This window comes from Blastomonas sp. UPD001 (genome assembly GCF_003426715.1).
In the GTDB taxonomy this organism is placed as follows: Bacteria; Pseudomonadota; Alphaproteobacteria; order Sphingomonadales; family Sphingomonadaceae; genus Blastomonas.
Map to the genome: position 1 here is coordinate 2,053,484 of NZ_QKVT01000001.1, position 11,602 is coordinate 2,065,085.

The 11,602-nt window shown below is 65.9% G+C and carries 13 protein-coding genes; 8 read left to right on the forward strand and 5 right to left on the reverse strand.

Annotated features, from left to right (window positions below; translation table 11 throughout):
• Positions 1–55 precede the first annotated feature (55 nt).
• On the reverse strand, positions 56–868 hold the full coding sequence (locus DM995_RS10400) for an IclR family transcriptional regulator (protein WP_116969381.1): 813 nt from the start codon (positions 866–868) through the stop codon (positions 56–58).
• Positions 869–933: 65 nt separating this feature from the next.
• Positions 934–2,085 (reverse strand): CaiB/BaiF CoA transferase family protein, encoded by a 1,152-nt coding sequence (locus DM995_RS10405; protein WP_116970417.1) that lies wholly within the window; start codon positions 2,083–2,085, stop codon positions 934–936.
• 116 nt (positions 2,086–2,201) lie between these two features.
• Between DM995_RS10405 and DM995_RS10410 the strand changes: the two genes are divergently transcribed.
• Positions 2,202–2,630, forward strand: a complete 429-nt coding sequence (locus DM995_RS10410) for a citrate synthase family protein (RefSeq protein WP_232824299.1) — start codon at positions 2,202–2,204, stop codon at positions 2,628–2,630.
• A gap of 95 nt (positions 2,631–2,725) precedes the next feature.
• Here DM995_RS10410 and mtgA read toward each other — a convergent pair whose 3' ends face one another.
• From mtgA to DM995_RS10425, 3 genes are read right to left on the reverse strand one after another with little or no spacing between them, the layout of a single operon-like run.
• On the reverse strand, positions 2,726–3,397 hold the full coding sequence (mtgA, locus tag DM995_RS10415; protein WP_116970418.1) for a monofunctional biosynthetic peptidoglycan transglycosylase: 672 nt from the start codon (positions 3,395–3,397) through the stop codon (positions 2,726–2,728).
• 31 nt (positions 3,398–3,428) lie between these two features.
• Positions 3,429–3,932, reverse strand: a complete 504-nt coding sequence (locus tag DM995_RS10420) for a DUF192 domain-containing protein (RefSeq protein WP_116969382.1) — start codon at positions 3,930–3,932, stop codon at positions 3,429–3,431.
• A complete protein-coding gene (locus tag DM995_RS10425; protein ID WP_116969383.1) occupies positions 3,926–4,498 on the reverse strand; it encodes a regulatory protein RecX in 573 nt (190 codons plus the stop codon). The genes DM995_RS10420 and DM995_RS10425 overlap by 7 nt, the downstream gene beginning before the upstream one ends.
• Before the next feature lie 201 nt (positions 4,499–4,699).
• Between DM995_RS10425 and DM995_RS10430 the strand changes: the two genes are divergently transcribed.
• From DM995_RS10430 to DM995_RS22295, 7 genes are all read left to right on the forward strand, one after another.
• Positions 4,700–6,427 carry a fatty acyl-AMP ligase gene (locus tag DM995_RS10430; RefSeq protein ID WP_116969384.1) on the forward strand — a complete coding sequence of 576 codons (1,728 nt, stop codon included), beginning with the start codon at positions 4,700–4,702 and terminating at the stop codon, positions 6,425–6,427.
• Between the two features lie 109 nt (positions 6,428–6,536).
• Positions 6,537–6,836 (forward strand): hypothetical protein, encoded by a 300-nt coding sequence (locus DM995_RS10435; RefSeq protein WP_116969385.1) that lies wholly within the window; start codon positions 6,537–6,539, stop codon positions 6,834–6,836.
• 147 nt (positions 6,837–6,983) lie between these two features.
• On the forward strand, positions 6,984–8,609 hold the full coding sequence (locus tag DM995_RS10440; protein WP_116969386.1) for a cation:proton antiporter domain-containing protein: 1,626 nt from the start codon (positions 6,984–6,986) through the stop codon (positions 8,607–8,609).
• A 31-nt stretch (positions 8,610–8,640) separates the two neighbouring features.
• Positions 8,641–8,964 carry a hypothetical protein gene (locus DM995_RS10445; RefSeq protein WP_116969387.1) on the forward strand — a complete coding sequence of 108 codons (324 nt, stop codon included), beginning with the start codon at positions 8,641–8,643 and terminating at the stop codon, positions 8,962–8,964.
• Between the two features lie 166 nt (positions 8,965–9,130).
• Positions 9,131–10,339 carry a toxic anion resistance protein gene (locus tag DM995_RS10450; protein WP_023838766.1) on the forward strand — a complete coding sequence of 403 codons (1,209 nt, stop codon included), beginning with the start codon at positions 9,131–9,133 and terminating at the stop codon, positions 10,337–10,339.
• Between the two features lie 13 nt (positions 10,340–10,352).
• The gene (locus DM995_RS10455; RefSeq protein ID WP_023838765.1) at positions 10,353–11,075 is read left to right on the forward strand and encodes a hypothetical protein; all 723 of its coding nucleotides are present in this window, start codon (positions 10,353–10,355) and stop codon (positions 11,073–11,075) included.
• A gap of 105 nt (positions 11,076–11,180) precedes the next feature.
• Positions 11,181–11,602 (forward strand): OB-fold-containig protein (locus tag DM995_RS22295; RefSeq protein ID WP_232824301.1); only part of this gene is annotated, 422 nt, incomplete at its 3' end.

Below are 11,602 nucleotides of genomic sequence, written 5' to 3' on the forward strand. Positions count from 1 at the left end.
GTCGATGCGCTGGGATTACGTTTGACGCTGAGCCCGACCGCGGGCGGGCAGGGGGTCAGTTCTGTCGCAGCGAGTGCATCAGCGTCGGCCAGCGCTGCAGCGCATTGCCGATCTCCGCTGCCGCTTCGCGCAGCAGGGGGAGTCGCGTTCGGACGAGTTCGTCCTGCGAGATCCGGGTGGTCGATGTCGAGCAGTTGATCGAGGCGATCGCGTTGCGCTGGGCATCGAACACCGGCACCGCGACCGAGACGATCCCGTAATCGAGCTCGTCGAGCGCCGAATCATAGCCGGTCTCGCGCGCGCTCTGCAGCCGCTGCTCCAGTCCCTCGGGGGTTGTCACCGTTCGCTCGGTGAAGCGCTGCAGGCTTGCCGTCGTCCTGTAGCGCGCGATCACCGGCTCGGGCTGGAAGGCGAGCAGCACCTTGCCCAGCGAAGTCGCATGAACGGGAAAGCGCGTGCCGACATTCGCGCCCAGCCGGATGCGGCGGTTGGTCGAGACATGCGCGACATAGAGGATGTCGGTCCCCGACAGCACCGCCATGGACGAGCTGTCGCCGGTATCGTCGCGCAGTTTCTGCAGCGGCGGCAGCACCACCTGCTCGACATTCATCGACGACAGATAAGCCGTACCGAAGCTCAGCACCTCGGGACGCAGCAGGAACTTGCGCCCGAACTGCGCGATATAGCCCAGCTGCACCAGCGTGTTGAGGCAACGCCGTGCGACCGCCGGGCTGAGCCCGGTGACCTGCGCAACCTCGCTCAACTGCATTTCAGGATGCGTGGCATCGAACGCGCGCAGCACCTTGAGCCCGCGCTCGAGCGTCGAAAGATATTCGCTGTCCTTGCCGGGCTTGGCGGGCTCATCCATGACAGCAGCGCTAGCCGCTTGCCCGGGCCCAGGCAAGGTGATGTCGTCCCCTTCGGCGAGCGCCCTCACTCCGCAGCTGCGGATGCTTCAGGGTTCGCGCCCAGCAGCTCGTCATTATGCTGGCCCAGCACCGGCGGCGCGGTGACGCTGGTCGCGCGCTCGCCATCGAAGCTGAGCGGCGAGCGGATGGTGCGGAAAGGCCCGTGCGGACCATTGGGGTCTTCGAGCACCAGCCCCAGATGCTGCGCCTGGGGTGTCTCGATCACTTCGGGCGCGCTGTAGACCGGCGAGTGCGGGACTTCGAGCTTCTCCAGCGTCGCGCACCACTCGGCGCGGGACTTCGCCGCGAACAGCGGCGCGAGGAATGCGGCGACTTTCTCGTAATTGGCGATGCGTGCCTCGCGGCTGGCAAATTCGGGCCGCTCCAGCATTCCGGGCTGGCCGACCGCTATCGCCAGATTCTCCCAGAATTTGGGCGGCGATGACATGTGCAGAGCGATCCATTCGCCGCCCTGGCACTGGAAGACATAGGATTGCGAGACATTGGGCCGGCTATAGGGGCCCATCACCTGATCGTCGGAGAAATAATGGGTGAAATCGTCGAGGTTGAAATGCGCCATCGCCTCGAACATCGAGACTTCGACCAGCCGGCCCTTGCCGGTGCTGGCGCGCTCGTGCAGCGCCGCCAGCACGCCCTGCGCGCCGTAGAAGCCGGTAATCGCATCCGCCAGTGCGGGCCCGACGACGCGCGGATTGGCGGGGTTGACCAGCAGCCGCAAAAAGCCGCTGGCGGCCTGGGCGACGGTATCGAAAGCGGGCCGGTCGCGGTCGGGCCCGGTCGCGCCGAAGCCCGAGATCGAGAGGTAGATCAGCCGCGGATTGATCGCGCGCAGCCGCTCGGGGTCGACCTTGAGCTTGTCAGCGACGCCGGGGCGGAAATTCTGGATGAACACATCGGCTGAGGCGACCATGCGATCAAATGCCTCGAGGTCGGGTCCGCCGCGCGTGTCGAGCGTGATCGAACGCTTGTTGCGGTTATAGGTCTGGAAATGCGGGCTGTAGAAACCGCCGCGAAATGCGCGGAACGGGTCGCCGCCATCAGGCCGCTCGACCTTGATCACATCGGCCCCCAGATCGGCAAGCATCATTCCAGCGCAGGGACCGGTGATGAACGTCCCCATTTCGAGCACGGTGACATTGGCGAGCGGCTTGGCCATATTGACATCTCCCTGATCGCCACTCATAGAAAATTCGATATACGAAATCAACTTCGTAAATCGAAAACCTGCGGCGGCCCGGTATGGGCGCGCCGCGCAGCGGAACAGGAACACATATGCGCATTGGCAAGCAGGACGCCCCGTTCACCTCGATCTGCACCTCCGACGCGCACAGCATCACCGTCCGCGGACGCGATCTTTGCGGGGACATTATCGGCAAGATGGACTTCACCAGCTATTTCTGGCTGCTGGTGACGGGCGAGGAACCGAGCGAGGTACAGAAGCTGTTCGCCAATGCCGTGCTGGCCGCCATTGCCGAACATGGCCTGGTACCGAGCGTGGTCGCATCGCGCATGACCTATGCTGCCGCGCCCGAGGCATTTCACGGTGCCGTCGCCGCGGGCCTGCTGGGCTGCGGGTCGGTGGTGCTGGGCAGCGCCGAAGTGGCGGGCCGCTTCTATGCCGATCTGGTGGGCACGGTCCGCGCCGGAACAGGTACGCCGGGCGAAAACACCATCTTAGCAGGTGTTGCACTTGTTCCGTGAACTCACGGGGTCCCGCTTCTTGCACAAAGCCTTGAGTTGAAGCGGGATTCCCGCTTTCGCGGGAATGACGATGATGTGGGCGGAAAATCCCGGCCTCAGGGCCGTGCGCAGCTATCCAGTCCGTCGCGCTGGACGATGCGGATGCGGCGCGCGATGTTGTTGCCATAGCGGCGCACGAAGCCGCTGGGATTCTTGACCGACCGCTTCTTGGGCAAGGGCAGCGCGGCGGCCATGCGCGCGGCCTGGTCGCGCGTGAGCGAGGCTGCGCCCTTGCCGAAATAGCGCTCCGCCCCCGCCTCGACGCCATATGTGCCGATGCCGGTTTCGGCGACGTTGAGATAGACCTCCATGATCCGGCGCTTGCCCCACACGGCCTCTATCAGCACGGTGAACCACGCCTCCAGCCCCTTGCGGAAGAAGCCGCCATTCTGCCAGAGGAACACGTTCTTGGCGGTCTGCTGGCTGATCGTCGATCCGCCGCGGATGCGCCCGCCCTGCATGTTGCGCCGCATCGCATCCTCGATCGCCTCGGTATCGAAGCCGTTATGCGTGCAGAACTTGCCGTCCTCTGCGGCGATGGCGGCGGAGACCATGTTGCGGTCGATCCGGTCGAGCGGCGTCCAGTCGCGCGTCGCGCCATTGGCGTCGGTCAGCATCGTGATCGTCGTCGGTGGCGGCACGAAGCGATAGATCACGACCATCAGCAGCGACAGCGCCACAAAGCCGAAAATCAGCTTGAAAACCAGTGCGATCAGGCGAGCGATCATGCCCCGTTTGCGCGCGGCTGCCACCGGTGCCTCAACGCTTGTCGCGCCAGGTCACGGTATCGCCCGGCTTGATCCCGAGCTCGGCGGCGCGGCCCGCAGTAATCTCCAGCACCGCAGCGACCGGCTCGCCCGAGCTGATCGGGTCGAGCGAATAGGGTACGGCGTTGGCGGCGATGCTCTCGACGGTGCCATCGGCGCGAATGAACAGCAGGTCGAGCGAGATCACCGTGTTCTTCATCCAGAAGCTCGCGGGCTTCGGCGTCGGGAAGGGGAAGAGCATGCCGGCATCGGGGGCAAGCTCGGTGCGGAACATCAGCCCCTGCGCCTGTTCCTGCGAGCTGCGCGCCATCTCGACGGTGAACTTGTGCGTCTTGGCGCCGCTCCTGATCGTCAGCGGCACGAGATCGAGCCCGGCGGGCGACAGCGCGGCAGTGTCTGCAGCCGGACGCTGCGCCACCGCATCGCTGGGGGCAGAGGCGTTGCACGCCACAAGCGCCAGCGTCGCCAGCATCGCCCCGCAGAATCTCGTCACCATGTGTCTCTCCCGAATTGCTCGTCCAGCCCCGCTATCTCCTCCATGCTATCGGCGAAAACAAGCGTGCGGGCGAGTGCAAAATCATGGCCCGCGCGGATAAAGGCCTGGAGCTGCTTGCGCCTGCGGTCGGGATCGGCGGGGTCGGAGGCGAACGGGCCGATCCGCTTGCGCCGGGCAAAGGCCATCGCGGCGTTCAGCGCCTGATCGCTCGCGGTCTCGCGCACCTCGCCGCGCTCGGCCTCGCCGACCCCGGCGGCGACCAGCGCCTGCTCGACCCGCCGCGCGCCATAGCCTCGCCTGAGCAGCGCGCCGCCCTTCATTGCGGCGAACGCGGCATCGTCGACATAGCCCAGCTCCACGCAGCGATCGGCCAGCTGGTCGTAATCGGGCGCGCGCTCCTCCGCCCATCCGCGCTCGCGCACCTTGCGCTGCATATACTGGATGAGCCGTGCGCGCGTGGTCGCAAAACGCCCGAGATAATGCAGCGCCAGATCCTTGAGCGCGCGCTCGTCGAGCGGCTTTGGCGGGCGCTTTTCGCGCTTGCGTCGATCATCGGGAGCGGTCATGCGCCATTTTTGTGCCACAGTCGGGTCGAATTTAGAACGCTTGTCATCGGCTAGAGGCGAGATGGGGCAATTTGCGGGGATGCCGAACGGCGTTCCCGTGCAGGCCAACACGGCATGGGCAGGCGCTAGCGGGTCTGGTCCATGCGGGCGCGACAGACCGGGTCACCGGCGCGCGCAGAGGAAAGCAACGGGTTTATACGCATGACGCAATTGCAGCCTACTCCCACCGCCGATGCGCTGCCGCGCCGGTTCGCCGATTTCGCGACGTTGGGCGACGCGCTCGATTATGCCGCGAACGGCGTGCGCGGGTTCAACTTCCACGATCCGCGCGGCACCCTGATGCGGCCCTATCCCTTTAGCGAGCTGCGCAGCGATGCGCTCGCCCATGCCCGGCGGCTGATCGCGCGCGGCGTCAGGCCCGAGGACCGCATCGCGATCGTCGCCGAGACCGGCGCGGAATTCGCCTCGCTTTTCTTCGGCGCGGTCTATGCCGGCGCCTGGCCCGTTCCGCTGCCGCTGCCCACCAGCTTTGGCGGCAAGGAAAGCTATGTCGAGCAGCTGAGCGTCCAGCTGCGCAGCAGCGACCCCAAATTCCTGTTCTATCCCGCCGAGCTCGCCGAAATGGGATGCGAGGCGGCGAAGCGCTGCGGCGTCGAAGGGATCGACTGGGAGAGCTTCGCGACCGAAGCCGCGCCCGAAGCCGATTTGCCGAGCGCCAGCCCGGACGATATCTGCTATCTGCAATATTCGAGCGGATCGACGCGCTTCCCGCATGGCGTCGCGGTCACGCACGCTGCGCTGCTGAGCAACCTCGCCGCGCATTCGCACGGCATGCACGTGTGCGAAACCGATCGCTGCATCTCGTGGCTGCCCTGGTATCACGACATGGGCCTGGTCGGCTGCATGCTCTCGATGGTCGCCAATCAGGTCTCGACCGATTATCTCAAGACCGAGGATTTCGCGCGGCGTCCCCTCGCGTGGCTCGACCTGATCAGCCGCAATCCCGGCACCTCGTGCAGCTATTCGCCGACCTTCGGCTATGACATCTGCGCGCGCCGCATCGGCAGCCAGTCGCGCGTCGAGGAGCGTTTCGACCTGTCGCGCTGGCGGCTCGCGGGCAATGGCGCGGACATGATCCGCCCCGACGTCATGCAGGCGTTCGTCAACGCGTTCGCGCCCGCCGGCTTCAAGGCGAGCGCCTTCCTGCCGAGCTATGGCCTCGCCGAAGCGACGCTCGCCGTCACGCTGATGCCGCCGGGCGAGGGCATTGTCGTCGATCTGGTCGAGGAACAGCGCCTGTCGGGCGCGCCGGTCGATCCTTCCAAGCCCAAGCGTTATCGTTCGATCGTCAATTGCGGCAAGGCGTGCCGCGACATGGCGATCGAGATTCGCGATGCCGACGGCAGGGCGCTGCCCGACCGCGAGATCGGCAAGGTCTGGACCGCCGGCCCGTCGATCATGCACAGCTATTTCCGCGATCCCGAGGCGACCGATGCGTGCCTGGTCGATGGCTGGCTCGATACCGGCGACATGGGCTATATGGTCGATGGCTATCTCTATATCGTCGGCCGCGCCAAGGACATGATCATCATCAACGGCAAGAACCACTGGCCGCAGGATATCGAATGGGCGGTGGAGCAGCTGCCCGGCTTCAAGTCCGGCGACATTGCCGCCTTCTCGATCACCACCCCCGCCGGGGAAGAGGCGCCCGCCGTGCTGGTGCAGTGCCGCACCACCGACGAGGCCGAGCGCCGCCGCCTGCGCGACGAAATCCGCGAGAAGGTGCGCTCGATCACCGGCATGAACTGCGTGATCGAACTGGTGCCGCCGCGCACGCTGCCGCGCACCTCGTCGGGCAAGCTGAGCCGCGCCAAGGCGCGCAACCTGTACCTGTCAGGCGAGATCCAGCCGTACCAGCTGGCGGCTTGAGCCGACAATGCGGGCCTTGCCGGGTTTACCGCCCGGCACCCGCTCCCTATATCGGCCGGGCATGACCTCTCTGCCACGCCCCACAGGCCCCGATGCCGCCGCTGCCTCCGTGGCCGCAGCCGTGCGTCCTGCCTGGGTCATCATCATCGCGCTGTTCATTGCGCTCGCCAGCGCGCTGCTGCCCGGCTCCACGCCCGCCAGCCAGCAGGTCGGCTCCGCGTTCAACCCTGCTACCACGCAGGTCGCGCTCAGCCGTCAGCAGGGCGACGCGATCGCGGTCGCCGAACCCGCGCATGACAGGTTGCGGCTGGGCTCGGGCGGGGATGGCGATGCCGCTGCGGCCTATTCCTGGGCCAGCCCGGCCGCGATCGCCGCCGCTGACCGCCTGATCCCGCGACGACCGGTCTGACGGTAGCAGCGCGCTGATCCTGCGGGGATCGGCGTCCTGCTCCTTATCCGTTCGTCGCGCCCGATCGCCGGGCAGCTTTCGCGCCGTGTCTCTGGCACCGGCCGCGGCGCAGCCCGAGACCCTCCCTCTCGCAAAGAGAGACTGATCATGCATCATGCCACTCCCCTGATCGGCACCATCGTTGCCGGTCTGGTCGTCGCGTTCCTGATGGGCGCGCTGGCCCAGCGGCTCAAGATATCTCCCATTGCCGGCTATCTGCTTGCCGGTGTCCTGGTGGGCCCATTCACCCCCGGCTTCGTCGCCGATGGCAAGCTCGCCAACGAACTCGCCGAGATCGGCGTCATCCTGCTGATGTTCGGCGTCGGCCTGCACTTTTCGCTGCGCGACCTGATGGCGGTTAAGCACATCGCCATTCCCGGCGCGCTGGTCCAGATCGCCACCGCCACCTTGCTCGGCATGGGCCTGTCCTGGGCGATGGGCTGGACGCCGATCGCGGGCTTCATCTTCGGGCTCGCGCTGTCGGTCGCGAGCACCGTGGTGCTGCTGCGCGCGCTTCAGGTGCGGGGTCTGGTCGAGACCGAACGCGGGCAGATCGCGATCGGCTGGCTCATCGTCGAGGACATCGTGATGGTGCTGGCGCTGGTGATGCTGCCCCCTCTTGCGCGCATCGCCACCAATCCCGAAGGCGCAGACCTGATGGCCATCGCCCAGCCGATGGCCGCAACCTTGTTCAAGGTCGCAGGCTTCGTGGTGTTCATGCTGGTGATCGGCCGCCGGGTCATCCCGCATGTGCTGCACTGGGTGGTGCATACCGGATCGCGCGAGCTTTTCCGCCTCGCGGTGCTCGCGATCGCGCTCGGCGTCGCCTTTGGCGCGGCGTTCGTGTTCGAGGTGAGCTTTGCGCTGGGCGCGTTCTTCGCGGGCATGATCCTGGGCGAAACCTCGCTCAGCAGGCGCGCGGCGGAAGAGACGCTGCCGCTGCGCGATGCGTTTGCGGTGCTTTTCTTCGTCTCGGTCGGCATGCTGTTCAACCCCTACGTGCTGGTCGAACAGCCGCTGCCGCTGCTCGCCACGCTGGGGATCGTCGTGATCGGCAAGTCGATCGCGGCCTATGCCATCGCGCGGCTGTTCCGCAAATCGAACCGGACCAGCCTCACCATCGCGTGCAGCCTCGCGCAGATCGGCGAATTCTCGTTCATCCTGGCGAGCCTGGGCACCAGCCTGGGCGTGCTGCCCGCGGACGCGCGCGACCTGATCCTGGCGGGCGCGATCCTCTCGATCTTCCTCAACCCTTTCCTGTTTGGCTGGGTGACGCGGATGCACGAACGTTTTTCAGACGACGAGCCCGCCTCGGGCCCGCCAGCCGATCAGGGACATATCATCGTCATCGGCCATGGCCGCGTGGGACGCCATGTCGCCGCCGCGCTGAAGCAGCGGCCCGGCAGCCTGGTGGTGATCGAGGACAATCCGGACAAGCTGGCGAGCGCGCAGGTCGAAGGCATGACCACGCTGCGCGGCGATGCCATCGAACCCGGATTGCTCGAACGCGCCGGGATCGAGCGCGCCACCGCGCTGATCCTCGCGATCCCTGAAGGCTATGAGGCAGGCGCGATCCACCAGCGGGCACGCACGCTCAATCCGGCGCTGACCGTCGTCGCGCGCGCGCATTCGGAGGACGAGTACCAGCATCTGCAACAGCTGGGCGTCAGCCATATCGTCCGCGCCGAACAGGAAACCGCCCGCCGCATGGTCGAACTGCTCGGCCAGGGCTGAGCGCGCATCAAGATCTCAGGAAAACCATCCCATGAACGATACCGAAACCCGGTCGCCCAAGGCGGCCGCCCATCCCGATCCCGAAGCCCGGCGCAAGCGCATGAAGCAGCTGCTGGCGCGCTATCCCGATATCGGAAGCACCGAACGCGAGGAGATCGTCCGCTATCTGCGCACCGCGCCGGTGCTCGACATCGGCCTGCTCAAGAGCGACGAGACCATCCGCTACCGCATCGCGGCGTTCGAGCAGGAACATGCCCGCAAGCTTGCCATCCGGCCCGTCGAGATCGCCGTGCTGCTGCTCGTCTTCGCGCTGGTGACCGCAGCATGTGTCGCATTATGGGACATCGGGGTCTAGCTTCGCCGCCAGGGCGCGCGCGGCACCAACGCCGATCGTGTCGCGCGCCAAAGCCCTTGCGCTTTGCGGCTGTATTGTTATCTTAACACAGTAACACTTATCACTTGCCTGATGCCCGGACTCCCCTCATTTTGGAGTTCAGGCGGGAATGGGAGCTGGACAGGCCATGGCGACGCAGACTGCGATTGCGGACAAGAAACTGACGCTGGAGGCGCCCGATCCGGTGCCCGTGGTCACGGCGGCCGAGGCGACCGGGCTGGTCCCGGTGTCCGAAGAGGTGCGCTCGAAGCTCGACGAGAAGGTCGACGGCTTCATCAGCGATCTCGTCGCGCAGGACGTCAACTCGCCCGAGTTCGGCAAGCGCGTCGACCAGATCACCAATATGGGCCGCAAGGAGATCACCGACGCGGCGGGCCAGTCGAACCGCTTTCTCGATCGCCCCGTGCGCGCGATGGACAATGACAATTCGGTCGGCGCGAACCTCGCGCAGCTGCGCCGCACGGTCGAGGATCTCGATCCCGGCAAGAAGGGCGACCTGTTCACCCGCAAGAAGATCTTCGGCATCATCCCCTTCGGCAACAAGATGCGCGACTATTTCGACAGCTACAAGTCGAGCCAGGGGCACATCCAGTCGATCCTCGCCAGCTTGCAGAGCGGCAAGGACGAGCTGCTGATGGACAATGCCGCGATCGATGTCGAACGGCAGAATCTGTGGGCCGCGATGGGCAAGCTCGAGCAGATGATCCATGTGTCGAAGACGCTCGACGCGCGGCTCGAGGCCAAGGCCGCCGAGCTCGAGATGACCGATCCGGCCAAGGCCAAGGCGATCAAGGAGACCGCGCTCTTCTATGTCCGCCAGCGCACGCAGGACCTGCTGACGCAGATGGCGGTGACGGTGCAGGGCTATCTCGCGCTCGATCTGGTCAAGAAGAACAATGTCGAGCTGGTCAAGGGCGTCGACCGCGCCAGCACCACCACGGTCGCCGCGCTGCGCACCGCGGTCACCGTCGCGCAGGCGCTGGTCGGGCAGAAGCTGGTGCTCGACCAGATCACGGCCTTGAACACCACCACCGCGAACATCATCGATTCGACCGGCACGATGCTCAAGGACCAGACCGCCAAGATCCATGAACAGGCAGCCTCGGCGACCATCCCGGTCGAGACACTGCAGCGCGCCTTCCAGAACATCTACGACACGATGGACAATATCGATACGTTCAAGGTCAAGGCCTTGGACAGCATGAAGACCACGGTCGACACGCTGAGCAAGGAAGTCGAGAAGTCCAAGGGCTATATCGCGCGCGCCGAGGGCGCCTCGCAGGGCGGCGGCGGCGCGTCGTCGGGCCCGTCGCTGCTGAGCTCGCTGGAGGCTTGAACCAGGCTTGCCCATGTCCAAATCGCTGACCAGCCAGTCCGACCAGATCCTCGCCGATGCCGCCGCGGTCAAGCGTCGCGTCCAGATGGGGCCGTCGATCGGCAGCAAGTCGCGCGCGCTCAAGCGCGAGCATATGTGGAAGAAGATCGCGGCGATCGCGATCAGCATCGGCGTCATCCTGGTGGCGGCGGGCATTGTCGGCGCGATCATCGACGGCATCGGCTTTTATGGCGTGCTGCTCACCGTGCTCGCGGCGGTGGTCGCCACCGTGGTGCTCGGCAGCGGCATGAAGCTCAAGGTGCCGACGCCCGAACGGCTCGCCAAGGAGCCCTTGAAGGTGCTCGCCGGCAAGACCGAGATCTGGCTGGAGAGCCAGCGCCCCGCGCTGCCCGCGCCGGCGGTGACGCTGATCGACCAGATCGGCGTGCAGCTCGACATGCTCGCGCCGCAGCTCCAGACGCTCGAGGAGAACAGCGAGCCCGCGCGCGAGATCCGCAAGCTGGTGGGCGAGCATCTGCCCGAACTCATCACCGGCTATCGCAAGATCCCGGCGAGCATGCGCCAGGAGAAGCGCGGCGAGCGCACCCCCGACGAGCAGTTGATCCATGGCCTTGGCGTCATCGAGCGCGAAATCGCCAGCGCCACCCGCACGATTGCCGAGGGCGATGCCGACAAGCTCGCGATCCGCGGGCGTTATCTCGAACTCAAATATGATGGTGTTGCCGAGAGCCAGTGACCAAAGCATTTTCAAGTTGACCGTTTACGGTCAACGGCTCGGAAAATGCAGCATCAAAGAACAAGAACGTTTTCGCTCAATGGGAAAACGCTCTAGTCTGGCGCGATGCTCGACTTCCTGCTCGCCAGCCAGAACACGCCTTTTGCCGCCGCGCTGCTGCTGATGCTGCTGATCGGCGGCGCGCAGGTCGCAGGGCTGGGCGATTTCGATGCGGACCATGATATGGGCGACGTGGCCAGCGACGGGCTACTGTCGCTGCTCGGCCTGGGGCGATTGCCGTTGCTGATGTGGCTCGCGCTGTTCCTGATGATCTTCGGCGTGATCGGCTATGCCGGCCAGCAGTTCTGGCAGGCGCTGACCGGAAGCCTCGCCAGCGCCTGGCTCGCCGGACCCGTTGCCGCCGCCGTCGCGCTGCCGTTCACCGGTGCCGGATCGCGCCTGCTCGCGCGCGTGATGCCGCAGGACGAGACCACGGCAGTGAGCGTCGATTCGCTGATCGGCCGCTTCGCCACCATCCAGACCGGCAC

Excerpts from the sequence above, each read along its gene's own strand:
- DM995_RS10450 (WP_023838766.1), top strand. The coding sequence starts at position 9,131 with ATGGCGACGCAGACTGCGATTGCGGACAAGAAACTGACGCTGGAGGCG.
- DM995_RS10445 (WP_116969387.1), top strand. The coding sequence starts at position 8,641 with ATGAACGATACCGAAACCCGGTCGCCCAAGGCGGCCGCCCATCCCGAT.
- DM995_RS10440 (WP_116969386.1), top strand. The coding sequence starts at position 6,984 with ATGCATCATGCCACTCCCCTGATCGGCACCATCGTTGCCGGTCTGGTC.
- DM995_RS10430 (WP_116969384.1), top strand. The coding sequence starts at position 4,700 with ATGACGCAATTGCAGCCTACTCCCACCGCCGATGCGCTGCCGCGCCGG.
- DM995_RS10400 (WP_116969381.1), bottom strand. The coding sequence starts at position 868 with ATGGATGAGCCCGCCAAGCCCGGCAAGGACAGCGAATATCTTTCGACG.
- mtgA (WP_116970418.1), bottom strand. The coding sequence starts at position 3,397 with ATGATCGCTCGCCTGATCGCACTGGTTTTCAAGCTGATTTTCGGCTTT.
- DM995_RS10410 (WP_232824299.1), top strand. The coding sequence starts at position 2,202 with ATGCGCATTGGCAAGCAGGACGCCCCGTTCACCTCGATCTGCACCTCC.
- DM995_RS10455 (WP_023838765.1), top strand. The coding sequence starts at position 10,353 with ATGTCCAAATCGCTGACCAGCCAGTCCGACCAGATCCTCGCCGATGCC.
- DM995_RS10405 (WP_116970417.1), bottom strand. The coding sequence starts at position 2,085 with ATGGCCAAGCCGCTCGCCAATGTCACCGTGCTCGAAATGGGGACGTTC.
- DM995_RS10425 (WP_116969383.1), bottom strand. The coding sequence starts at position 4,498 with ATGACCGCTCCCGATGATCGACGCAAGCGCGAAAAGCGCCCGCCAAAG.
- DM995_RS10420 (WP_116969382.1), bottom strand. The coding sequence starts at position 3,932 with ATGGTGACGAGATTCTGCGGGGCGATGCTGGCGACGCTGGCGCTTGTG.